Origin of the sequence: Bacillus cereus group sp. Bc010, assembly GCF_027716745.1 — a bacterium.
Lineage (GTDB): Bacteria > Bacillota > Bacilli > Bacillales > Bacillaceae_G > Bacillus_A > Bacillus_A pacificus.
Map to the genome: position 1 here is coordinate 26835 of NZ_JAQFUY010000010.1, position 23811 is coordinate 50645.

Below are 23811 nucleotides of genomic sequence, written 5' to 3' on the forward strand. Positions count from 1 at the left end.
ATTGTTTTACAATAAATAATTATCAATTATAAAGATTTTTTTATTGTATATTTTATTTCAAATAAAAATAAATAGCACTCCTTATTCAAAAAAATATCCTATAGTATAGACTTTTTTAAGTGTCTATTCTATAGGATACATTTTAATTATCATATTTTTTTATTTGTTGAAACAACTTAATTCTCAAACACAAAATTAATCTTATTATCTTTCCACTCTAACTTCGCATCAAATGTTTTTTCGCCCTTTTTAAAGCCTTTAATTAAATCCGTCTTTTCACCTTTTAAAAGCTTAGTCATATTCTTTTGCGAAATTGTTTTACTTAATATTTTCTTCGAGATGGTAAAATCACATTGTGTGGTGTTGTAATTAGAACAGCCGTAAAACGTTGATTTATCAATTACATCGCCATCACATTTTTTACAGCTACCAACCTTTTTACCTGTTGTAAATTTCGATCCTTTTCGCTCAATCGATTCAACATGTAATCCGGTGAAATCCCACTTCTCAGACATTTCAACCGCATCTTCAATAATTTTAGCTGATAACTTTTTCGTTTGTTCCATAAAAGTTGCTGGTGATGCTGTACCTTCGCCGATTTCCGCAAGGCGCTGCTCCCATTTCGCTGTCATTTCTGGTGAAGCCAGTATTTTATCACCGATTGCAGTAATTAATACTTTTCCTTTATCGGTTGCATACACTTGGTTTTTCTTCACATCTATATATTTACGGTCTTTCAGCATCGTAATAATTCCAGCGCGAGTCGCTTCCGTACCTAAACCTTCTGTTTTCTTTAATACTTTCTCCAGCTCTTCATTCTCTAAATACTTACCAGCTGTTTTCATTAACGTAATAAGTTGTCCTTCAGTATAACGCTTCGGTGGTTGTGTTTTTCCTTCTTTCACTTTCACCTTTACAACTTTTCCTTCTTCACCTTCAGCTACAATTGGAAGAATGGTTTCGTCATCTTTATCGTCTTGGAAAATAACTTTACGCCATCCTTCTTGAATTTGCTGTTTTCCTTTTGAAATGAATTCAGCACGTTCATCTACAAGCGTTACAATCGTTGTATAGTCAAAGATTGCAACTTCATAATGAGCTGCAATAAGCCTTCTTACGATCATATCGTAAATTTTCTTTTCATCACCTGATAGTCTGCTTGGATTTGTAACTTGCTCTGTCGGAATAATTGCGTAGTGATCTGTTACTTTCTTTTCATTCACATAACGCTTATTATTCATAATCGATTCAACCGGAGCTGGTAATAAACCTTTATATTCATCAAACTGACTTAACTTCTGTAAAATATCCGGGAACGTTGCTGCCTCCCCTTGTGTAACATAGTTGGAATCTGAACGTGGATAAGAAACAATTCCTTTTTGATATAGTGCTTGCGTTATATCAAGCGTCTTTTTCGGTGAAAACTTAAAGGCTTTATTTGCCGTTGCTTGCAGTGATGATAAGTTAAATAAAAGTGGCGGCTGAAACTCTTTACGCTCCGTTTTCATTTCCTTCACAACAGCCGGTTTCCCTTGGCAAAATGCCGCAATTTTATTCGCCATATCAGGGTCTTTTAAGCGGGATTCATTATCCTTTTCCCATTTTCCGTCATATTTCTTTCCTTCTATATTAAAGGTTGCAAACACTTCCCAGAAAGGCTCTGACTTAAAGTTTTCAATTTCTTTCTCTCGCTTTACAATCAATGCTAACGTTGGTGTCTGGACACGACCAGCAGAAAATACATCATTCATTCCTTTTTTCTTTAGCAAAATACTAAAGACACGTGATGCATTCATACCAACAACCCAGTCAGCACAAGATCTTGTGTATGCTTCGTAATACGTATTAATTGTATCTGATTCATCAAGTAGATTTTTAAACCCTTGGTAAATAGCTTGCTTCGTTAAAGACGAAATCCATAGACGCTTCATCGGCTTTTGCACGTTACAAAGATTAATAATATTTCGTACGATCAGTTCCCCTTCACGCCCAGCATCGCCCGCGTGAATAATTTCTGTTACTTGAGGATTATGTAACAGCTGTTTCACAACGTTAAATTGCTTATACTTTGACTTTGTTACTTCAAATTGAAAACGCTCTGGAATCATAGGTAACGTATCAAGTGACCATTTTTTCCACTCTGCGTGATAATGTTCTGGATTACATAACTGCGTCAAATGACCAATTGCCCATGTACAGTACGCTCCATTTGGAAATAACTCATTTGCTTCTACTTCTAAATAACCATCTTTCCGGCGATATTTAAACTGTGAAACAAGAGCCAAACCTTGATCTGGTTTCTCGGCAATAATTAATTTCATTTTATAACTCCCTATCTGTATTCCAGTGTTACTTTCGTTGTCTATCTGTTTAGAAGCGATGATAAAACAACAATCTTATTTATCATTCGCGGGTTACTCCCTGTAATGGGATAACTATAATATTATACGCTTATTCTTTATGGCTTCACAATAGAAACTCTTCATTTAACTCTTACATTCACATGCTCATAATTAAAAAGACGTCCCAAAAAATCAGGAGCCTTCTTACTCACATTAATTAAATTGTGCAGATAATATGCAGATTTAAATACGCATGATTTCTCTCCATATGAACATATGATGAAATGAACGATAAGACAGGGAGGTATCATGATGTTTGCTTATACGTTAACTGCCTTAACACTTTGTTGTATCTCGATTATTATCACATCATATATTTCTAAACGTAACGGTACCCTAATGGAGTATATGGTATTTATCATGTCTTTTAGTATGAGTATCGGTTTAAGCATAGGATTTTATTTAGGTATTCTTTTTAAAGGAGAATTACTCTATTCTACTTTGCTTGCGATTTCGATTAGTGGTTGTATCGGTTTTGTAGTTGGTCTACGTTTTCACCTATATACTGCTTTAGAAGGCATGTTCTCTGGATTAATGGCAAGTATGATGGGAGCAATGATTACAGAAATGTTAAATGCTCAACAAGCTCACAGTATACTGTTTATTAGCCTTTTACTTACGATAACAATAACTATGTCATGTATCATTCAAATTTTATCAGAAACCTTTTCTACTTTTATCCAACAGCGTTTTTTGTTATTACTTTCAATTAGTGTGGTAATTATCGTGGCCGTATTCGTGACATTCCCAGATCATACTCCCCCGCCTTCACCCGGGCATGATCAACATATAGCACCGAAAATGAATAAGCAGCTATCCATAGGATAACTGCTTCCTATTATTCTGGCTTATTAGGAATGTTTGGGTTTGGAACATAGTCAGATTTATAATCTGTATATTTCACTTCCGTTACCATCCCTGCTGAAGCATGATGTAAATCGTGACAATGGAACATCCAATCACCCGGATTGTCTGCTACAAAGGCTACTTCATATTCTTCTCCTGGTTTTAAGTTCAAAGTATCTTTCACAATTGGAGAACCTTCTATCGGTTTTCCATCTTTACTCAACACCTGGAAGAAGTGACCATGTAAATGCATTGGGTGATCGTCCATTTTAGAACGATTCACCAATTTTACTTTTACTAAATCACCCTTTTTCACTGAAATTGGGTCGATATCCGGAAATACTTTTCCGTTAATTGTATATACCATTTCATTTCCATTCATTTGCGTATTTAAGTCCATATTATATGTGGTAGTATACTGCTGATTTAACGTGAAACCACCAAGTTTTTTAGCACCATATGCCGTCATATCTAATTTCGGTAGTTTTTCTTTTTTGTTTGCTTTATCTTTCATCTCTTTACTACCTTCATATTCAATAACAACTTTCATGCCTTTTGCACCTTTATTTTCTGAATGATCTTCAACATACCATTTCCCAAGATTATTAGCAGTTAATTCAATATCATAACGTTCACCCGGTGCAATTGAAATAACTTGATCCTTTATAAGTTTTGGATCGTTTATTGGTTGACCATCTGTCGCAATAACTTTTATATCATGACCGTGAACATGTATATCATGTAATAGATAACCAGCATTAACGAGTCGAAGACGAACTTTATCTCCCTTATTCACTTTTAATGGTTCTACTAAATCCCCGCTTTTACCATTGATTGTGAATAAATCATACGTACTCATATCATGACCTTCCATCTTCATATTTCCATGGCCCACTCCTGCCATATTGCCTGAATCTTTTTTATCACTGCCCATGTCCATATCAGAATGATCCATGCCTTTCATATCATCATTCTTTTTCGTATTTTCATTATCCTTAGATTTATTACCTGTTTGCCCTTTTGTCATTTCTTTTAACTGCTTATTAATTTCCTCTTTACCTGTTATCCATTCATCTAACATTAATGTGTAATCTTTATCATACTTTTCATTTGTATCTTCTACAATAAGCGCTCCATACAAGCCTCTATCTAATTGATTTACAGAATCTTGATGTGAATGATACCAATACGTTCCTGGGACGTTCGCTTCAAATTCGTAGGTAAAACTTTTTCCAGGTTCAACCGCATCTTGTGTCACGCCTGGAATTCCATCCATATTATTTGGGACAGGATATCCATGCCAATGAATAGATACTGGTGCAGATAATTCATTTTTTAATGTCACTTTCACTTGTTCACCTTTTTTCACCCGAATTTCTGGACCAGGAGATGAGCCATTAAATGTCCAGACTGGAACAATAACACCGTTACCTAACTTTTGCTTTTCTTCTCTCGCTATTAAAGTAACTTCTGGTCCTTTTTCAACCTTCAATGGTTTTGTAGCTGTTTCAGTCTGTGATGTTTTTTTATCTTTCATATTTTTATGATCATTTGTTGTATTTGTAGTCGCAGAACATGCAGCAATTAAAAATATTACAGAGACCGTAACAGCTGTTAATACAAATCGCTTCATGGAAAATCCCTCCTTTTTCTTTGTCAAAATCATTGTAGAAGATGATTTTCAAGAAAATATGGAGATTTAAAATGAACAAAATAAAAAGGCGCTCAAAATTGAGCACCTTTTCTACTTATTATTTCGTAACAACCTCATCTTTTTTTACATGTACATTATTTTCTCTCATAAACTCTTCAATCTCTTCCACTTCTCTAATGATATCTTTTGACAAGTTTTCATGTCCATCTTTCGTTACAAGAATATCATCTTCAATACGAATTCCAATTGATTCTTCTTCAATATAAAGACCAGGTTCAATTGTTATAACCATACCTTCTTCTAACACTCTATCTTTATATGTTCCTACATCATGCGTATCTAGGCCAAGGAAATGGCTGACACCATGATAATAGTATTTTGATAACTCTTCATCTTCTTGAATTAAACCAACCGCTTTACACCCTTCTGCGAGTACTTTTTTAGCATGCTCATTTAATGCAGCGAACTTTAAGCCCGGCTTAATAATCTCTGTTGTTTCTTTCAATGCTTTTAATACAATATTATACATTTGTTTTTGGCGACTAGAGAATGTTCCATTTGCCGGGAATGTATAACTAATATCAGCATTATAGTAGTCTTTTTGAGCACCTAAATCTAGTAATACTAAATCACCATTTTGAATTTGCGCATCATTATCTTCATAATGAAGAACTGTAGCATTTTTCCCACTTGCCAAAATTGTATTGAACGCATGATGTTTAATGCCAGATGATTTCAATGTGAAATCAAACTGAGCTTCTAATTCATACTCCATCATGTCTGCTTTTGCATGCTTAAGTACGTTATAAATGCCCTCTTTCGTTACAGCAATCGCTTCTTTCATAATTTCAATTTCTTCTTCTGTTTTAAACACTCGCAATTCACAAATATTCGGATATACATTACCAATTGTTACGTGTGGATATTGTTCTCTTACATGTTTAGCAAATGCTAGCGTTTTTGTCTCCGTACCATTCCACTCACGACGCTCTAAATCTAAATAAAGATGCTTCACATTTTCAGTGAAAAGTACATTTGACATTGTCTTTTCAAAGCTATCTAAATATACAACTTTCTTTATACCTGAAATTTTCTCTGCTTCTTCGTTAGAAACTGTTTTACCAACCCACTTTTCCATTACTGGATCTGACTTTTCAATGAAAAGTGTTTCCTCTACACTACCTCCAACCTTCTTCAACATGAAAATAACATTTGGTTCATCGATTCCTGTTACATAGTAAAAATTTCGATTCGGCACAAATTTATAATGTGCATCCGCTGACATATGAGGTGCTTGTCCAGCAAATAAAATAGTAATAGATTCCTCTGGTAATGTGTTTACTAATCGTTCTCTATTTTGAGCAAAAAATGTTGATTTCATAATAATCCCCCTAGCGTTCTATGTATGATAAAAAAAATAATTATCTAATCAATTCATTTTATTATTGTTACAATTTTTCGTCAATTTTTAACCTTTTTTGATGGTGTTGACATAATTAAAATTACACGTTAAAATAACTATACATTAGTAAGTAACTAATGTAATTAACTTTAACTAGAGGTGAAACAAATGAAAAACATTTTATTCCGTATTAACGAATTATCAAAAAAAGAAAAAGTATCTGGATTAACAGTTGATGAAAAACAAGAACAACAAATGTTGCGTCAAAACTATACACAAACATTTCGTGGAAGCCTAGATTCCATTTTATTAAACACAAAAATTGTGGATCAAAATGGTCATAACGTTACACCAGCCGCATTACAAGATGCTCAAATACGTTTAAAATTAAGCAAATGAGTTCCGCGCTAAAGAATTTTAATAAAACATAAAAAGAGCTGGATTTCCTATTTAGAAATTCCAGCTCTTTTTATTGTCTTTTCTAATCTAGTAAACGAACTATACATCGCAATTCTCCATGCCACAATCATGGCAAATGCAAGTAAGAAAAACATTCCACTTAACTCCGCTAAATCAATCGATTGACTTAAATATGATTTCAACGCTACTCGTACAGCTAATAGCCCGATTAAAATAAATATAAATGCTTTTGACGGTTTCATATATATTTGTTCATTTCTTATCTCAAACTTCGTTGTTTTTATAAGAAATATGGAGAAAATAAGCCCTGCAATAATTGCTTCTATTATTTCTAACGACGTTAATCGGAATTCCGGTAAAAAGTACATCATTGCTCCAGTACTCATAAAAATTGGCGGCAATATTATTTTCTTTTTCGTTACCGGCTTTTTCGCTGCTTTAAAGCGAAGAAACATGACACCAACAGCCATACAGACTGCTACAATACTTGATAAAAGTGCTATCATATTTTCCACTCCTATCTATTTAACGGACTTTTTAAGTAAAATCATAAACCAAACGAGCCCGATACTTATAATAACGTGACCTAATCCAGCCATATGGCTTAAACCGTTAAAGTCAGCTCCATTTACTTGTAGAAGACCTCTCCATAGCATTGTAGCAATAGTAAAAAGTAATCCTACATTATAAACTACAAACCATGCACAAAAGCTCTTTGTTTCTTGTACATGAAATACTTTAAATAGACCCAAAGCAATTAAAAAGAAGACGAAACCAAGTACTAACACATGTGTATGCACCAATTGCAACATTGTCGATCCTTTAATTCCTTGTGCTTTCGAGTACTCTCTTGCAAAAACTCCTGATAATAAACCGATAATTAAGTAGCTGAATGCTGCATTATATAATTTCTTCATTCTATTCCTCCTGCTGTAAACTTTCTATTATTCGCTGCAATCATTTTACGCAAAGTTTATGAACGGAATATGAACAAAATATTACATTCAACATTTAAATATAAAAAACCCTTCCACAATTTATATTTGTGGAAGGGTTTTTCAACTTATTTTAAATCTTCTATTGAGAAAGCACCTGGCAGTAATTGCTCAACAGTCACTTCTTTTTCATCGCCTTTTACATTCGTTAGTAATACAGGCATTTTCGGTTCACAGAATTCAGCAATTACTTGTCTACAAGCACCACACGGTGAAATCGGTCCGTCCGTTTCTCCTGTAATAACTAAGTAACTAAAGTCGCGCTCACCTTCTGATACTGCTTTAAAGATCGCTGTTCTTTCTGCGCAGTTACATAAGCCGTAAGAAGCATTTTCTATGTTACAACCAGTATAGATTTTACCTTCTTTCGTAACTAACGCTGCACCAACAGGAAATTTTGAATACGGAATATATGCTTTTTCTAACATTTTATTTGCTTCTTCAATATATTTTTTCTTATCCATATTATTTCCTCCTCAAAGTAAGTGTAATGATGATTAGTCAGTAATAACTGTATGCACTAATTTAGGAGCCACTGCTGTTTCAGCAATAGAAATGTTCTCATAAATTTTTGCTTTTACATCTTCTACATTTTCGCGGTTTGCGTAGATTGTTACGAATGGCTCGCCTTCTTTTACTGCATCGCCAACTTTTTTACGTAACATTAATCCTACTGCTAAATCGATTTCATCTTCTTTTGTCGCACGGCCAGCACCAAGTAACATAGCTGCGATACCAATTTCATCTGCAACAATGTTAGAAATAACACCTGAAGTTTTTGCAGGTACATCAATTACATACTTCGCCTGTGGCATTTTTTCTGGATTGTCTACAATTGAGCTATCTCCGCCTTGATTACTTAAGAACTCTTTAAACTTCTCTGTTGCTTTTCCGTTTTTCATAACTTCAATTAACATTTCACGCGCTTCTTCTAATGTATTTGCTTTTTTCGCAAGTACAACCATTTGACTTCCTAATACAAGTACTAATTCTGTTAAATCTTCTGGACCTTCACCTTTTAACGTATCAATCGCTTCTTTCACTTCTAGTGCGTTACCAATCGCAAATCCAAGCGGTTGTGACATATCTGAAATAACAGCCATAGTTTGACGTCCTACATTATTTCCGATACGTACCATTGCATGTGCTAATTCTTTTGCATCTTCTTCTGTTTTCATAAATGCGCCAGCACCTGTTTTTACATCAAGTACGATTGCATCTGCACCAGCTGCAATTTTTTTACTCATAATTGAACTTGCGATTAAAGGAATTGAGTTAACCGTTCCGGTTACATCGCGTAATGCATAAATCTTTTTATCTGCAGGTGTTAAGTTTCCTGTTTGTCCAATAACAGCTACTTTGTCACGGTTTACAATATCAATGAACTGCTCTTTCGTAATTTCAACGTGGAATCCTTCTACCGCTTCTAATTTATCAATTGTTCCACCTGTATGTCCTAAACCACGACCAGACATTTTTGCTACTGGCACATCTAAAGCAGCTACTAATGGTCCTAATACTAATGTTGTTGTATCACCAACACCACCAGTTGAATGTTTGTCTACTTTAATTCCTTCAATTGCTGATAAATCGATCGTTTCTCCAGACTCTACCATTGCCATCGTTAAATCTGCGCGTTCGCGATCTGTCATATCTTTAAAGAAGATTGCCATTGCAAGTGCACTCACTTGATAATCAGGAATACTTCCGTCTGTATATCCATTAATAAAGAATTTGATTTCTTCAGTCGTTAATTCTTTACCGTCACGTTTTTTCGCAATAATATCTACCATTCTCATTACAATCACCATTCCTTTTTATATGATATGAATCTATTAAAATAATAAGCCCACGATTGTTGCTGATAAAAAACTTACTAATGTTGCACCGAAAAGCAACTTCAAACCAAATCTTGCGACTACATTCCCTTGCTTTTCATTTAAGCTCTTAACTGCCCCTGCAATAATTCCAATTGAAGAGAAGTTTGCAAATGAAACTAAGAATACAGATATAATCGCTGTCGTTCTATCTGAGAAATTAAAGTTTCCTTGTGCTAAATCTGTCATAGCGACAAATTCATTTGATACTAATTTTGTTGCCATAATATTTCCAGCATTAACAGCTTCATGCCAAGGTACACCCATAATAAATGCAAATGGCGCAAATACATAACCAAGAATTTCTTGGAATGAAATACCGATTACACCTTTAAATACAGCGTTAATGAATGCGATAAGAGCAACGAAACCAATTAACATAGCTGCTACTGTAATCGCAACTTTAAATCCGTCTATAATGTATTCTCCTAATACTTCAAAGAAAGTCTTTTTCTCTTCCTCTTGTACTTCTAACATATCTTCTTCTTCAGTAACTTCATACGGGTTAATAATAGAAGCGATAATAAAGCCACCGAATAAGTTAAGCACTAAAGCGGTTACAACATATTGCGGTTTTAATAACACCATATACGATCCAACGATAGACATTGAAACGGTAGACATTGCAGATGCACATAATGTATACATTCTTTTCTCTGGCAATAATCCTAGTTGTTTCTTAACTGAAATAAACACTTCAGATTGTCCTAAAATCGCAGAAGCAACAGCGTTATATGATTCTAGTTTTCCCATTCCATTTACTTTACTTAATGCTAGACCGATAGATTTCACGATAATAGGTAACACTTTAATGTGTTGCAAAATACCGATTAAAGCTGAGATAAATACGATTGGCATTAATACACTTAAAAAGAACGAAAACTCTTTTTGATTTACTAATCCACCAAATACGAAATTCACACCGTCAGCGGCATATTTTAATAGCTCTCCAAAACCATCTGCTATTCCGCTAATTAATATATTCCCTACACTTGTATTTAATAATAAAAACCCCAAAATGAATTGTAATATAACCATCGTTATGATTGGGCGATATTTGACTTTTTTTCTATCATTACTAGCAAGCCAAGCGATACCTAAAATCAATACGAGGCCTAAAACACCGATTAAGTATTTCATAAGCCGTCTCCTCCCATTCGTATCCGCTTACATCTTTTTCAATTGTTAAAGCAATAGATACACTTTACTTTGTGTATCTATTGCTTTTAACATCATTAATGATTAGTAGTTATCTGTAGCACCTTTTGCATCATTTAATACGATTGCAACACTAGCACTTGCTCCAACGCGAGAAGCTCCAGCAGCTACCATTTTTTCTGCATCTTCACGTGTACGAACGCCACCAGATGCTTTTACACCAACGTTTGGTCCAACTGTTTTACGCATTAATGCGATATCTTCAGCAGTTGCTCCGCCAGTTGAGAATCCAGTTGAAGTTTTTACGAAATCAGCACCAGCTTTTACTGATAATTCACAAGCGCGTACTTTCTCTTCATCTGTTAATAGGCAAGTTTCAATGATTACTTTTACAAGAGCTTTTCCTTTTGCTGCTTGTACTACTTCATAAATGTCTTTTTCAACAAGTTCGTCGTCGCCATCTTTTAAAGCGCCTACGTTGATTACCATGTCAACTTCAGTTGCACCTTTTGCGATAGCATCTTTTGTTTCGAAAGCTTTTGTTTCAGTAGTACTTGCGCCTAATGGGAAACCGATTACAGTACAAACATCTACATCATGTCCAGCTAATTCTTCAGCAGCTAGCTTTACCCATGTAGGATTAATACAAACAGAAGCGAATTTATATTCCTTTGCTTCTTCGATTACTTTCATAACATCTTCTTTAGTAGTATTAGCTTTTAAAATTGTATGGTCAATTAACTTTGCAATGTTCATTATCTTCACTCCTCATATCTTTTAACAACTTCATTCTAACTCTTAGTTGAACAAATGTAAATACACTTTTGAAATTTTGTTCATTCTTTTTAAAAAGGGAATTTTCCTATAGTAAATAAAGCTCATTCTAACTAAGAAACACTTCCTATTTAAAATCAAAACTTTTATATTAACAATGGTAGTATGTATCTCAATATCCATAATTATTTTTAAAAAGGCAATTTGTATTCAAACAGCACTCCCATAATTCATACATAACAAAATAAAAGGCTTTCTCAAAATTAATATCTTGAGAAAGCCTTTTATTTCTAATCTTTTTGATAATGTAACAGTTCTTTTGCTGTATGCTGATCGATAATTAATACATTTGCATATCCGCCACGTAACGCACCATCAATTGCTTTTATTTTTCTATTACCACCAGCAACTAAAATAGAACGTTTCTTTAATTTCAGTTCCTCTAACTCAATTCCAATGGTCCGCTTATTAATTTCTTCACTACTAATATTTCCATCCCCATCAAAGAAACGTGAACAAATGTCACCGACCGATTGTTTTTTGAGTAAACTTGTTTCATCCTTATCGAAATAACCTAATCGGAATAATAGCGCTTCGTCTCGCACTGTCCCTACAGTGAAAATTGCAATATTTGCTTGTTTCCCCATTTCGATAATGTGATGAATATGTCGATCCTGCTCTACTAATTCCTTTGTCACTGCATTATCAAATATAACTGGAAGGGGTAGATTTCTTGGCGTCGTTTGAAAAGCATCTGCAAATAAAGCGATTGTTTCATTCGCATATGTATTTACACTCGAATGACTAATACCACCTTTTAACTGAACGACTTCTACACCTTTTACATGTTGCGGTACAATTTTTCTAGCGATTTCATACATCGTCATTCCCCAGCTTACACCAACGATATCACCATTTTTAACCGTCTTTTCCATATACTCAGCTGCATATTTACTAATATACGCTGTAATCGTTGCGTATTCTGGCACTGGAGAAAATACGACATGCGCCTCTAACAAATTGTACTTTTCTTTCAGTAAATTTCCAACGTTATCTAAATCAGCAAATGGATCAGCTATACTAATTTGAACAAATCCTTTTTCTTTCGCGTACTTTAATAACCTAGAAATCGTCGGTCTTGAAATATTTAGTTTGTTAGCAATTTCTTGCTGACTATAATCTGATTGATAATATAATCTTGCAACTTCAACGCTTAATTGTTGTTTATCTTTATCCATAGTAACTCAATACAAATCCTTTCCTGTATTTCCCTTTCGTTACAAGCATTATACAGCTTTATGTAATAAATTTCGACTACAGAATTTTATCTAACTGAACTTCCACTACACTTACTGTATGAAATGAAACATTATTGTGTAGATTTACTAACTCAATATAGTTACGCGTGAAACATGTAAATCCATTATCATTTAATTCACGCATTTTCTGCAATAACGATAACAGGACCGCTCAAAAACGCACGGTAGAATCAAGTTATTTAACATAGAAAAGTTGTATATGAGGCCCAGGATATCAAAAACTGTTTTTCTCATACTTATGGAATTTCCATTCGCGTTTTCTGTAAGGGTTAGTAAAGAGACCATTTTTTGTCCCTTTTTCATGCTTTTTTCTTAATTCCATACGTAATATGCATTAAATCTTCAGTTTGAAGTGAAAAATTAAAACAAGATTTACCTGTTTTAGTGAAATTTAATTTTTGTTAGACAGCTAAGAAAAGATGAGCTGATTTCTTGTTATAAGAGCGTCTTAAAATTTTCGCTTGATGGACAATGGGGTATTACCACATATTAAAAAGCCCATTTCTTTTTAGGAAATAGGCTTTTCTTAGGAATTATAATTATCGTTTTTTAAAAGGGGAATGAACCTTTTACTAGATTCCTCCACCTGGTTCAGTCATATGTTGTACAACAGGTGCTTTTTTTGATGTATTTTGATGTATTTTGATGAATTTCAGGGTTATTTAATCCAATAGATAATAAAGTGACAGTTACTAGACTTATGACGAAAACCTTAATCTTTTTCATCTTAAATACCCCTTTTCCTTTATTGAAATTTTAGCTTCATAACTCATACGATAATACTCTGAAGCCTCATCCTTCATTCCTACATTATAACACTCATTAGCTAAAAGTTCAGAATAATTTTGAATTTCTTTCCAAATATTTTGTTCCTTAAAATAAGCTATAGCTTCCAAAACAACAAACTCTAATTTTTCAATAGAAACCTTATTAACTAAAGCACTCAAGATATTATAACGGTGGTGGTATTCTTCCGTACAATCTTTTAGCCCTTCATCAATAAAGAATTTTGCCTTTTCATAATTCCCTAATTTATAGTGAACTTCCGCTAAGGTATGTATACCTTTTTTCTGGTACGGTAATCGTGGGGAACTGAATTTTTCATACGCCCGTCACCCTCTCTTTAGATATTACCTGCATATTATTTAAATATTAACACAATTATTTTGAATGCATGCAATTTTGAGGTTGAGAAATATTTTAGGATCAAACTATATATTTCGCACTTAAAATACAGATGGCTAATATCCAATTGCACTTATTTGAAAGGATTATATAAATTTCTATTAAGGCCTATTTTTTATAAATAGAACTGACGACCAATCATACCAAGAAGAGTAAATACCTTGAGATAAGAAGGTTGGTACTCTCGGCAAAAAATAAACAGCGGAACTAGCCCACTGTTTACTTCGCCACACCTTCATGTAATTTTTCTGTATAATCTTTTACGTCTTTCCAGCTATCTTTCGCTGTATTCAAATCTTCTTTTATAAACGCAAACTCTTCTGGACTAATTCCTTTTACGTTTTGTAGTAAATTATTATATTTTGCCCCTACTGTATACCATTGATTCGATATATTTTGCAATGCTGTAATTGCTGCATCAATCGTTTCAGTCATGTTTGTTGTTTTATTTTTTACATCTGTCAAAATTGCGACCTCTGCTTGTGCGCCAGAAATTCTATCCTTTAAATTGGCAATTTCTCTTGCTGCATTTGCAATATCTTTTTTCGCAACGGCAATCATCGGTCCGCCAGCAAGGCATGTTATTAACGCTACACAAAGTACACCACCAGCGATAACCATATCATTACTCTTTTTAATTGAATCGTTATATGTATTAATTTGTTGCTCTAAAGCTGGAATACCAGCATTCGTACTTGCTAAAATCGAGGTTAGTTGATTTGTATCCGCTTTAAAGCTATTTGTATCTTTCGCCATTCTATCGCGAAAAGCTTTCAAATTACCTAATAATACATCTACCTCATTTTGATTCTTTACAATATCCGCATACAATTTTTCTAAATTCGCTTTTAACTTTACGCTATCTTTTTGATCAATCGCAATTAGCATACTATTATAATACGCTTGAAAAGTGTTATTGTAATTAATAATATTTTGATCCGTTTTCATAATTTGCGGCTTCATATGATCTAACCAATACGCCGCGTTAATTTTTGCATCTCGTTGGTGCTGAATCATATTTCCTTTAAACTCACTATTAATCGAACTTATTTTACTCAAATCAGCCTCTTGCTGATTTTGAATTAATTTTGCATAGGAGTCCATTGCGAATATGCTCGATGTCGTTTGCGCCATTACATCTTGGAATCCAGCTGGCCCTAACGAATAATTTTTCGCACTTTCTTGCAATGTTTTTACGTTTTGTTCTGCTGCAAAAGGATGTAAAGGAAATACATTACTCGTTGCCACCCCAGCCATCATTAACGTTAAAAGACACTTTTTATAAAATCGTTTCTGCATACTTTTCACCTGTTTTCTTTATAAGGGTATAAAGTGAAACTTTAATCAGCCCTCACCAATCGGACTTTTAGGGGCAGCCCAATCCCCACCTAAATTCTTTGCTTTCGCTGCATTTTGAGGTGGGGGTCTTACCGCCCATTAAAGTCCGATAAAAAGCTCCTGCTCACAACTGAACAGGAGCTTCAAATCATTCATCAATACTTAACGCTCTAACGATTCGTATTCGATTATGCTTTTTTCGTATCTACTACTTTAATATCTTCAGCATAAATCTTTTCTGCATAGTCTTTAATGTTTTTCCAGCTATCTTTCGCAATGTTTAAATCCTCTTTAATGAAAACAAGGTCATTCGGACTAATTGAATCTACATTTTGAAGTAAAGAATTGTATTTTGACCCCATTGTGTACCATTGGTTTGAAATGTTTTGCAACGCTGTAATTGCAGTATCAATTGTATTTGTTAAATACTCCGTTTGTGTTTTAATGTTTGTTAATCCTGCTACCTCTAATTGAGCAGTTGTAACTTGTCCTGTTATTTTTTGAATTTCAGCTTGTGCATTATCAAGCTCTTTTTTTGCTAATACGATTCCAGCTGTACCACCGCCTACAGCTGCTGTACCACCTGCAATTAACGCGACTCCTAACGGTGTTCCTGCACCTGTAGCAATAACTACTGCACCACCAATAATGGCAATTGGCCCTAGAGCTGTCGCAACTGATGAACCGATAATAATTGCATTATATTTACTAATTGCTTCATTGTACGTTGTAATTTGATTTTGCAATAGCGGAATTCCAGCGTCTTGACTAGCTAAAATAGATGTAATTTGATTTTGCAATAGCGGAATTCCAGCGTCTTGACTAGCTAAAATAGATGTAATTTGATTTGCATCACCCTTAAAGTTTTGCGTATCCGACGTCATTTTATTTCGGAATTTCTTTAAGTCTTCTACTAACTGATCTACTTGCGCTTTATTTTCATTAATACTACTTGATAATCTAGTTAATCCTTTCGTGAGCGTCGCTTTATCTTTTGCATCAACCGCAGCAACTAAAGTATCATAATAGTTTTGGAATTTCGTATTGTAATTAATGATATTTTGATTCGTTGAAATAAGCTGTGGCTTCAATACATCTAACCATTGCTTCGCATTTCCTCTAGCTGTATCCTGGTGCTGAATCACTTTTCCTTTTAAAGTAGCATCAACAGACGATACATTTCCAAAGTTAACATTACCTTGTTTAATAATTGTTAAAGCGTACAGATCCATTACTAAAGCGTTTGAACCTGTTCTTTCCATTGCATCTTTTAGGCCTTCTGGTCCTAATGAGTATTCCTCATAGTCATTATAAGCTTTTGCTACCGCATGAACTGGAGCTTGTTTCACTGTACTTTCAGCTGCATACGTATGAGCTGGCATAATGTTTCCTGCTGCAAATACTGCCATAAGTGCTGATAGAGCCATTACTTTATAAGGTTTTTTTGTCATTTTTCTTCTCTCCCTATATCGTTACTTATTTTTAATGTACTTCAACGTTTGTAACGTAATCTTCAAATTGATTCGTTTGTTTATTCATTTCATCACTTACTTTTTTAATTTGGTTGAAATGTTTTTGTAGTAAACTACTGTCTGTATATGTGCCTTCTTCAACATTCTTTTGAATTTGGATCATATTACTGTTTAAAACTTTCCAATCTGCTAATAACGTTTCTAAAGTTGTAATTTGACGATCGATTAGTTCTGTGAAACTACTTACTTGATCTTCAACGAATGTAATTTGTGTTGCCTCTGCTTCAGTTTGTGATAACTTTTGAATAAGTGGCAATAGCTCTTTTTGCTTTTGCTGAATGCGAAGAGCTGCTTCTCTCGTTTGGCTATCTGCAGCATTTACAATTTCATTACTTAAAGTACCGATAGAAACGAAATCAATTGTTTTCGTTTGTGCAGTTTGATTTGTAATTGTAAATACTTGTTTACCGATATTAATAGAACCTTTAATAATTTCTTGAGGTCTATTCAATATAGTAGTTAGTTCAGCTTGAATTTCCCCTTGAATTCTTTTAATATCTTCTCTTAACTTCACAATATCTCCACTTGATCCTTGTAGTGTTTTTATTGCTTCATCAGCCTTTATCGATAAGTTATTACTATCTTTGTCTAATACTGTTTTAAATCGATTTAGCTCTAATAAATCTTGCTCCATACTCTCTTGGATGCTTTGTACTTGCAATTGTAATTTCCCATATGCATTTGTAAAATCTGCTTTTGCTTGTCCATCTTCATTTACGTTCCCTGCTAGTTCATAGAGCTTACTATAATAGCTATTAAATCTAGTACTATACCTCATCATCTCTTGATTTAAGTCGATTAACTTCGGATTATATTCATCAATCCACTCTCTTACATTTGCCTTTGCAAATTTTTGATGATTCGTCAAACTACTCATCGCATTCACCTTAATGTCTGGCTGTTGTAAAATTACTAGTCCATATGCTTGTATAAGTGGTGACTGTGATCCTAACATTCTAATTGAATTGGATAATGTATTTGGAACAATTACATTTTGTGCATATACTGTTTTCACTTCTGGTTGCCCCTCTTTAGCGTAAGCGCTTACAGGAATGAAGCAACTCGTAGATACTGCTGTAACCAATAACCCTGTAATTAAAGTCTTTTTCACTTTAACTCCTCCTATGTATTAGCAACTATTACTATCGCATTTTATTATTCTATTTTCTTACCCATAATTTGAGATGGTTAAAATAGAGAACGTTCTCACCGCAATCCATGTATGAACCACCTCTCTCGTATTGCTACAGTACTTACTTATCGTCACAAAACATTTTATTATTTTTTCATATGTGATTAGTATGAATAACATTGTATAAAATTTCTATTTTATAGCAATTTCCACATTCACACAGTGAATATATTACATAAAAATATTATTCATCTTAAACTAAATAACGTACGTAAATATGAAATTCCGTTTTGTTTTTATATAAGTTTTATACTGTAAGGTCATTTAAACACAGCTATTTATATAACGTAAAGAAGTATTTTCATTCCCTTTATTTTCAAGCCTTCATGTCTTTATTTCAAAATATAATCCACTTCACTTTTTCAATTAAAATATCCATATATCACAACAAAAACCTCTACTTACTCACAGATACAAAAAATTATATTAATATATCTTTTAAACTCATATGCAATTATGCATAGCGTATACACAAAAAGGATAGCTCCACTTTCGTAAAGCTATCCTTTAAAAACTTCTTACTTTTTCAAATGATATGGAACTGTCGTAATAACAACATTTCTTTTATAGAGTAAATACGCACGAATGAGTAAACTAGACTGATTATGAAGAATGTTATGCCAACCTTTCTTCGGAATGAACTGTGGTATAACGACAGTAACTCGGTAATTTGATTCACTCGCTTTATATTGTACTGTATCAATAAACTTCGTTAGTGGTTGAATAATACTTCTATAGTGAGAATGTAAGGTAACAAGTCTTACTTCAGGTTGCCACTTCTTCCATTTCTCTTCAAATTTCTTTTCCTCTTCTCTGTCAAAAGCAACATATACAGCAATAACTTGATCTGCAGATAAAGACTTCGCATAGTTTAATGAATTTTCTACTACATGCGTCATACCAGCTACTGGAACGACAATTACATTCCCCTCAATTGGAATAAGAGGTTCGCAAGTTTTTAAGCTTAATTGATCACCCACTGCATCATAATGCTTCTTAATTCGGTGGAACAAGAAGATAATAACAGGTAAGAAAATAAGGATTGACCAAACTTGTGCGAATTTAGTTAAAAAGAACATACTCATTACGATAAAACTAATGACTGCACCAATTAAATTGACTGTTAATCGTAAAGCCCATCCTTCTGGTTTTTCACGAAGCCATTTTAATACCATACCACTTTGAGAAAGGGTAAATGGAATAAATACACCTACTGCATATAACGGAATTAAATGCTCTGTTTGCCCTTGGAAAGCTACAATTAAAATAATTGATGCAATTCCAAGTATAATAATACCATTTGAATAACCTAGACGGTCTCCTCTTATCGTAAACATTCTCGGTATAAATTTGTCTTTTGCAAGGTTAACTGCTAATAGTGGAAATGCAGAATAGCCTGTGTTAGCAGCAAGGATTAATATTAAAGCTGTTGTACCTTGTATAAAATAGTACATGAAATTACGTCCAAATGTTTGTTCAGCAATTTGTGAAACAACTGTTACTTCTTTACTTGGAGAAATTCCGTAATAATAAGCTAAGAACACAATTCCTGAAAATAAAACTGCAAGTAATGCACCCATTGCAAGCAATGTTTTCGCTGCATTGTTAGGTGCAGGATCTTTAAAGTTTGGAATTGCGTTTGAAATTGCTTCAACACCTGTTAAAGCAGAACTTCCTGATGCAAATGCTCGTAACAGTAAAAACAAACTAATCCCTGCAACTGGTGTTCCAATCGGCGTGTGTAAATTCGGTGACACGTGACCAGTTAAAATATTATATATCCCTACACCAATTAATATAAATAATGCTAAAACGAATAAATAAACAGGATATGCTAAAACGGAAGCTGATTCCGTTACCCCTCTTAAATTTAAGATGGTAATAAATATAACAAATATAATCGCAATGATTACATTATGTGCATGTAAACTAGGAAAAGCAGATGTTAGCGCATCTGTACCTGCAGACACACTTACTGCAACAGTTAAAATATAATCGACTAATAAAGATCCTCCAGCAATTAAGCCCGAATTCATCCCTAAATTTTCTTTTGATACAACATACGCCCCTCCGCCATGCGGATAAGCAAAAATAATTTGACGATAAGATAAAATAAGGGCTGTCAATAATACTAATACCCCAATGGCTATCGGAATAGAATACCAATAAGCGATCGCTCCAACACCTGCTAGTGCAATTAATATTTGCTCTGGACCATATGCAACTGATGACAATGCGTCAGAAGAAAGAATGGCTAGCGCCTTCGTTTTATTAAGTTTTTGCTCTCCTAACTCAGTTGATTTTAAGGGCCTTCCAATTAAAAACCTTTTAATAGATGAAACCAATGCTGTCCACTCTCCAATAATTTTGTACGAACGATTCTGCTTGTTACAGCCAGTAAACTATTTCTTCAGAAAACAAAAAATGTCTACAAGCCATAGCGAAATAGACTTGTAGACATTATTTTTTTTGTCGCACAAGCTCCACCTTCCTTCTCAATATAACGCTTACGAGGTTAGCTGTCGGATTCGGGCCTATGAGTAGCCCTACCTTTTTCAAGGATTCACCCCATTGGATTAAGAACTAATCCATAAGAACGGGTCCCCCGTACCATGCGGTTTCAGCGATTTAGAAAATTGAAACTGTGGATTATAATACTCCTTTATTTTCAAAATGTAAACAAAAATTTTTAAAAAGAAAAAATTAAAATGATTGCGCATAATCCGCCGGTAAATATACATAATGAATACTAAAAAATCAATAAAGGAGACCTATATGTCTAAAGAAAAGAAGCCTATTTTTTCCGATTCCTATTTAGATGCATTAGCAAATGAAATTAATCAATTATACGGTAAACGTGAACAGGAAATAAATTTGACAGATAGAACAAAAAGAAATAAATGATTTGTCATAAAAAAAGAAAGCAATACACTTATATATTGCTTTCTTTTTTATTTTTTCATACATCCAATTGTATTGCTGATTTGTTAAAGGTCATTTCTTCATACACTTTCAAATTTTGATATACTGCTCCTAATAATGGTGATTCTATAGAAAATTGTTCTGCTACATCTAGTAAGTATCCTTGTAAGTGCTTCGCTTCAATAGACGAACCTTTTTCCATATCACGCTGCATCGATGACTTCATATTATACGAAATTTTATCAATTGTTTTCATATGTTCTTGGACAATATTATCTTTAATTGGCGCTCCTATACATCTCATAATTTGCATACATTCTTCAAATAAGTTTTGGATAAAATCGCGTCCACCTTCGCTTTCACGAATCGGTCCTATCGGTGCCCGCATTAATGTCGTCACACCCGACATTACAGTAATAAATAAATATTTATGCCACATATCTTGCATAATGTTTTCACTTAAAACAAAACTAGATTTCGTACCTGCAAATGCTTTAGAAATATGCTTTATTCTCTCTGAATCTTGAGACTTCATTTCTCCAAACACAAGTCTGTTGGCAGCGCTAGTTTGTACAATTTCTCCTTGATCGTTTAAAGTCGTCTCGATAAAGCATAAACCGCCAATTACTTTTTCCTCACCGAATTCCTTTTGTAATAGTGATACATGAGCGATACCATTTAACAATGGAATAATCACAGTGGTTTCACCTACAAAAGGCTTCACATCTTGAATTGCCTCGTTTAAGTGATACGCTTTTGTTGAAAATAAAATGACATCAAATGGAGCAGTTCGATCTTCTTTCGTTATTAATTTCGGTTGGAAGGAAAAATCCCCGTTAACACTGCGGATTACAAGTCCTCTTTCCTCCAATTGTTTTTTCCTTTTACTGCGAACAAGAAACGTAACCTCTTCTCTCTTTTCTACTAAGCGTCCCCCAAAAAATCCTCCAACGCCGCCAGCTCCTAATACTAAAATCCGCATACAACATCCCCCTTTTCAAAATATCAATTTATAACTTTTAGTATACATAACATTATACATGTCCCCTACTAAATAAGCTGAATTTTCATTCTTAATCAAGTATAAAACAGTGGTTATTTTCAAATAAATTTGGGCATGTTGTTTTTATAGCATATATGGAAAGGAAACAATGTAAATGGAGGCAATACAAACAATTGAAGAAAAAGATGTAACAACAGCTATATTTCAATTTATATTCCCGTTTTCTTTTAAAACTGGGTATGAACAAAATATGTTCCCTTTCTTACAGAAAAATGACTTTCGCCCTTTTCGACTCGATCATCTTGAAAATGAAAATACATACTATGGAAAGTTTCAAGTTTCACATCAAAATATGGAAGCATACTATCTTTCATTTACAAATAAAATTTTATTTCCTCATTCAGAGCATCAAAAGGGGTTGCAGCGCTATTCTAAAGACCTTAATTTAACTGGACATTTAACAACAAATCTTATTTCCGTTCCATTTAAGATTCATTCTATTGACGTAACACTTTGTCCTTATGAGCTTGGCTTCTTAACAATTCGGACAGAAGTAGAGACCGCTCCAAACATGACATTATCAGAAGCAATTGAATTCGCCGCCCGCTTCCGTGTACTTGAAACTAAAAATGATACAAATGAAACGATTTGCATTGAATGTAATGGAAAAAAATATTCCCAAGTGGAAAGGTTCATTTTTGGTTATTTATTTCATGGCGTAACAGATTTCTTTGAGAAGAAGAGATTAAGAAGTTCTTACTTTCAAACCTTTCCTTTCTTTGAAGATCAAAGAATGTACGTTCAAACTTTACTATGTATAAAAGCAGAGATGGAGCTTACCGAAGTGGATGTTTATCGTACTTCCAGTCTTTCTGGGTTAACAAGTAACGGCAAGGCTTATGTAAGTGCAAATAATCTTCCTTATATTCATGATTATTTAAAACAACACGCTTACCAGAGGTGGGCTCCAAATCGCTATTTCATAATGGAAGAACATATATTCACCTGTGTAACAAATGAGGGGGAACACGAATTTACTAAGCTTGCGAGTCAAATGTATGGGGAGTTTTATTACGCTTTATTATTAAATCTATTTCATAAAATTGTTTTGTTAAAAATGGCAAACGCTTATGCTGAACTAAACATTGAAAAAGATACAAATGAAATCGAGAAATTAATTTACTCAATCAATTCATTTACTGCAAATTACTTTTCTTTAGAGCTCGTATCCCAATCACAGAGTGAAGATATTTTCTTTCGCTTAAGAAAGCTTTTTAACATCGAGGTTTTATACTCGAATGCAAAACAAAATCTTGATAGTTTGTTTAAATATCAAGAAAATGTCGCTTCTAAAAAGGATAGTCTTTTATTATTAATTTTAACGCTTTACTCTGTTGTGGGCCAAATGTTAGGGTTTACTATGATTGACTTGTTAAGAAACACCGATTCAAACAAAATATCGTCGCCACTTGAATTTTTCGCGCTTTTAATAGCAATTAGCGGCATCGTCATTTCACTTATTTTAGGTGCGCAAAGTTTATACCAATGGGGTCTACAACATAAACGAAGAAAAGCATGGGTTAAACAAACTGTACTTTCTGCTGTGAGAGAGAAAGATGATTCGAAATAAAGAAGATTATTTTTACATTGAAATATGTGGCACGCTACAGTAATTGAAATTTTTATCAGCGATTTTTCGGATATATCGGCGCATCTCGAAATATATCAGCGATTTTTTAAATATATCAGCGCAACTCAAAATATATCGGCGATTTTCCAGATATATCGACTT

The 23811-nt window shown here is 33.8% G+C and carries 20 protein-coding genes and 1 riboswitch; of the genes, 4 read left to right on the forward strand and 16 right to left on the reverse strand.

Annotation, left to right across the window (positions count from 1 at the left end; translation table 11 throughout):
* Nucleotides 1–176: 176 nt before the first annotated feature.
* Nucleotides 177–2321, reverse strand: coding sequence for a DNA topoisomerase III (gene topB / locus PDQ68_RS13435; protein WP_061183855.1), 2145 nt, complete (start codon nucleotides 2319–2321; stop codon nucleotides 177–179).
* A 333-nt stretch (nucleotides 2322–2654) separates the two neighbouring features.
* On the opposite strand from topB, the gene PDQ68_RS13440 reads away from it, so the two are divergent.
* Nucleotides 2655–3230 (forward strand): hypothetical protein, encoded by a 576-nt coding sequence (locus PDQ68_RS13440; protein ID WP_061183856.1) that lies wholly within the window; start codon nucleotides 2655–2657, stop codon nucleotides 3228–3230.
* A gap of 10 nt (nucleotides 3231–3240) precedes the next feature.
* Here the strand turns inward: PDQ68_RS13440 and PDQ68_RS13445 are convergent, their stop codons facing one another.
* Both PDQ68_RS13445 and PDQ68_RS13450 read right to left on the reverse strand, forming a co-directional pair.
* On the reverse strand, nucleotides 3241–4881 hold the full coding sequence (locus tag PDQ68_RS13445) for a multicopper oxidase family protein (RefSeq protein WP_061183857.1): 1641 nt from the start codon (nucleotides 4879–4881) through the stop codon (nucleotides 3241–3243).
* Nucleotides 4882–4999: 118 nt separating this feature from the next.
* Nucleotides 5000–6283 carry an aminopeptidase P family protein gene (locus tag PDQ68_RS13450; RefSeq protein ID WP_061183858.1) on the reverse strand — a complete coding sequence of 428 codons (1284 nt, stop codon included), beginning with the start codon at nucleotides 6281–6283 and terminating at the stop codon, nucleotides 5000–5002.
* A 189-nt stretch (nucleotides 6284–6472) separates the two neighbouring features.
* Between PDQ68_RS13450 and PDQ68_RS13455 the strand changes: the two genes are divergently transcribed.
* A complete protein-coding gene (locus tag PDQ68_RS13455) occupies nucleotides 6473–6703 on the forward strand; it encodes a DUF896 domain-containing protein (protein ID WP_000789787.1) in 231 nt (76 codons plus the stop codon).
* A gap of 47 nt (nucleotides 6704–6750) precedes the next feature.
* Here PDQ68_RS13455 and PDQ68_RS13460 read toward each other — a convergent pair whose 3' ends face one another.
* The 12 genes from PDQ68_RS13460 to PDQ68_RS13515 form a co-directional block, all read right to left on the reverse strand.
* On the reverse strand, nucleotides 6751–7230 hold the full coding sequence (locus tag PDQ68_RS13460) for a CcdC family protein (protein WP_016717190.1): 480 nt from the start codon (nucleotides 7228–7230) through the stop codon (nucleotides 6751–6753).
* Nucleotides 7231–7245: 15 nt separating this feature from the next.
* Entirely contained in the window at nucleotides 7246–7641 is a 396-nt protein-coding gene (locus tag PDQ68_RS13465) for a DUF2871 domain-containing protein (protein ID WP_061183859.1), read from the reverse strand.
* A gap of 146 nt (nucleotides 7642–7787) precedes the next feature.
* Complete coding sequence (locus PDQ68_RS13470; protein WP_000358526.1) at nucleotides 7788–8183, reverse strand: cytidine deaminase; 396 nt, start codon at nucleotides 8181–8183, stop codon at nucleotides 7788–7790.
* Nucleotides 8184–8216: 33 nt separating this feature from the next.
* A complete protein-coding gene (locus tag PDQ68_RS13475) occupies nucleotides 8217–9518 on the reverse strand; it encodes a pyrimidine-nucleoside phosphorylase (RefSeq protein WP_001983022.1) in 1302 nt (433 codons plus the stop codon).
* A gap of 36 nt (nucleotides 9519–9554) precedes the next feature.
* The gene (locus tag PDQ68_RS13480; RefSeq protein WP_000876191.1) at nucleotides 9555–10736 is read right to left on the reverse strand and encodes a NupC/NupG family nucleoside CNT transporter; all 1182 of its coding nucleotides are present in this window, start codon (nucleotides 10734–10736) and stop codon (nucleotides 9555–9557) included.
* A gap of 102 nt (nucleotides 10737–10838) precedes the next feature.
* The gene (gene deoC, locus PDQ68_RS13485; protein ID WP_001017443.1) at nucleotides 10839–11510 is read right to left on the reverse strand and encodes a deoxyribose-phosphate aldolase; all 672 of its coding nucleotides are present in this window, start codon (nucleotides 11508–11510) and stop codon (nucleotides 10839–10841) included.
* 308 nt (nucleotides 11511–11818) lie between these two features.
* Entirely contained in the window at nucleotides 11819–12766 is a 948-nt protein-coding gene (locus tag PDQ68_RS13490; RefSeq protein ID WP_061183860.1) for a sugar-binding transcriptional regulator, read from the reverse strand.
* A gap of 803 nt (nucleotides 12767–13569) precedes the next feature.
* A complete protein-coding gene (locus PDQ68_RS13495) occupies nucleotides 13570–13794 on the reverse strand; it encodes a hypothetical protein (RefSeq protein WP_061183861.1) in 225 nt (74 codons plus the stop codon).
* Between the two features lie 457 nt (nucleotides 13795–14251).
* The gene (gene nheC / locus PDQ68_RS13500) at nucleotides 14252–15331 is read right to left on the reverse strand and encodes a non-hemolytic enterotoxin NHE subunit C (protein WP_061183862.1); all 1080 of its coding nucleotides are present in this window, start codon (nucleotides 15329–15331) and stop codon (nucleotides 14252–14254) included.
* A 227-nt stretch (nucleotides 15332–15558) separates the two neighbouring features.
* On the reverse strand, nucleotides 15559–16821 hold the full coding sequence (nheB, locus tag PDQ68_RS13505) for a non-hemolytic enterotoxin NHE subunit B (protein ID WP_061183863.1): 1263 nt from the start codon (nucleotides 16819–16821) through the stop codon (nucleotides 15559–15561).
* 31 nt (nucleotides 16822–16852) lie between these two features.
* The gene (nheA, locus tag PDQ68_RS13510; protein ID WP_061183864.1) at nucleotides 16853–18013 is read right to left on the reverse strand and encodes a non-hemolytic enterotoxin NHE subunit A; all 1161 of its coding nucleotides are present in this window, start codon (nucleotides 18011–18013) and stop codon (nucleotides 16853–16855) included.
* A 599-nt stretch (nucleotides 18014–18612) separates the two neighbouring features.
* On the reverse strand, nucleotides 18613–20439 hold the full coding sequence (locus PDQ68_RS13515) for an APC family permease (RefSeq protein ID WP_016717183.1): 1827 nt from the start codon (nucleotides 20437–20439) through the stop codon (nucleotides 18613–18615).
* A gap of 144 nt (nucleotides 20440–20583) precedes the next feature.
* Nucleotides 20584–20730, reverse strand: a riboswitch (cyclic di-AMP (ydaO/yuaA leader).
* Between the two features lie 139 nt (nucleotides 20731–20869).
* Between PDQ68_RS13515 and PDQ68_RS13520 the strand changes: the two genes are divergently transcribed.
* Nucleotides 20870–20998 carry a hypothetical protein gene (locus PDQ68_RS13520; RefSeq protein WP_000031869.1) on the forward strand — a complete coding sequence of 43 codons (129 nt, stop codon included), beginning with the start codon at nucleotides 20870–20872 and terminating at the stop codon, nucleotides 20996–20998.
* Between the two features lie 55 nt (nucleotides 20999–21053).
* Here the strand turns inward: PDQ68_RS13520 and panE are convergent, their stop codons facing one another.
* Nucleotides 21054–21998: a 2-dehydropantoate 2-reductase gene (gene panE, locus PDQ68_RS13525; RefSeq protein WP_061183865.1), complete on the reverse strand. Its 945-nt coding sequence runs from the start codon at nucleotides 21996–21998 to the stop codon at nucleotides 21054–21056.
* A 175-nt stretch (nucleotides 21999–22173) separates the two neighbouring features.
* Here panE and PDQ68_RS13530 point away from each other — a divergent pair, with 175 nt between their 5' ends.
* On the forward strand, nucleotides 22174–23649 hold the full coding sequence (locus PDQ68_RS13530; RefSeq protein WP_061183866.1) for a hypothetical protein: 1476 nt from the start codon (nucleotides 22174–22176) through the stop codon (nucleotides 23647–23649).
* Nucleotides 23650–23811: the final 162 nt, after the last annotated feature.

Excerpts from the sequence above, each read along its gene's own strand:
- topB (WP_061183855.1), bottom strand. The coding sequence starts at position 2,321 with ATGAAATTAATTATTGCCGAGAAACCAGATCAAGGTTTGGCTCTTGTT.
- PDQ68_RS13440 (WP_061183856.1), top strand. The coding sequence starts at position 2,655 with ATGTTTGCTTATACGTTAACTGCCTTAACACTTTGTTGTATCTCGATT.
- PDQ68_RS13445 (WP_061183857.1), bottom strand. The coding sequence starts at position 4,881 with ATGAAGCGATTTGTATTAACAGCTGTTACGGTCTCTGTAATATTTTTA.
- PDQ68_RS13450 (WP_061183858.1), bottom strand. The coding sequence starts at position 6,283 with ATGAAATCAACATTTTTTGCTCAAAATAGAGAACGATTAGTAAACACA.
- PDQ68_RS13455 (WP_000789787.1), top strand. The coding sequence starts at position 6,473 with ATGAAAAACATTTTATTCCGTATTAACGAATTATCAAAAAAAGAAAAA.
- PDQ68_RS13460 (WP_016717190.1), bottom strand. The coding sequence starts at position 7,230 with ATGATAGCACTTTTATCAAGTATTGTAGCAGTCTGTATGGCTGTTGGT.
- PDQ68_RS13465 (WP_061183859.1), bottom strand. The coding sequence starts at position 7,641 with ATGAAGAAATTATATAATGCAGCATTCAGCTACTTAATTATCGGTTTA.
- PDQ68_RS13470 (WP_000358526.1), bottom strand. The coding sequence starts at position 8,183 with ATGGATAAGAAAAAATATATTGAAGAAGCAAATAAAATGTTAGAAAAA.
- PDQ68_RS13475 (WP_001983022.1), bottom strand. The coding sequence starts at position 9,518 with ATGAGAATGGTAGATATTATTGCGAAAAAACGTGACGGTAAAGAATTA.
- PDQ68_RS13480 (WP_000876191.1), bottom strand. The coding sequence starts at position 10,736 with ATGAAATACTTAATCGGTGTTTTAGGCCTCGTATTGATTTTAGGTATC.
- deoC (WP_001017443.1), bottom strand. The coding sequence starts at position 11,510 with ATGAACATTGCAAAGTTAATTGACCATACAATTTTAAAAGCTAATACT.
- PDQ68_RS13490 (WP_061183860.1), bottom strand. The coding sequence starts at position 12,766 with ATGGATAAAGATAAACAACAATTAAGCGTTGAAGTTGCAAGATTATAT.
- nheC (WP_061183862.1), bottom strand. The coding sequence starts at position 15,331 with ATGCAGAAACGATTTTATAAAAAGTGTCTTTTAACGTTAATGATGGCT.
- nheB (WP_061183863.1), bottom strand. The coding sequence starts at position 16,821 with ATGACAAAAAAACCTTATAAAGTAATGGCTCTATCAGCACTTATGGCA.
- PDQ68_RS13520 (WP_000031869.1), top strand. The coding sequence starts at position 20,870 with ATGTCTAAAGAAAAGAAGCCTATTTTTTCCGATTCCTATTTAGATGCA.
- panE (WP_061183865.1), bottom strand. The coding sequence starts at position 21,998 with ATGCGGATTTTAGTATTAGGAGCTGGCGGCGTTGGAGGATTTTTTGGG.
- PDQ68_RS13530 (WP_061183866.1), top strand. The coding sequence starts at position 22,174 with ATGGAGGCAATACAAACAATTGAAGAAAAAGATGTAACAACAGCTATA.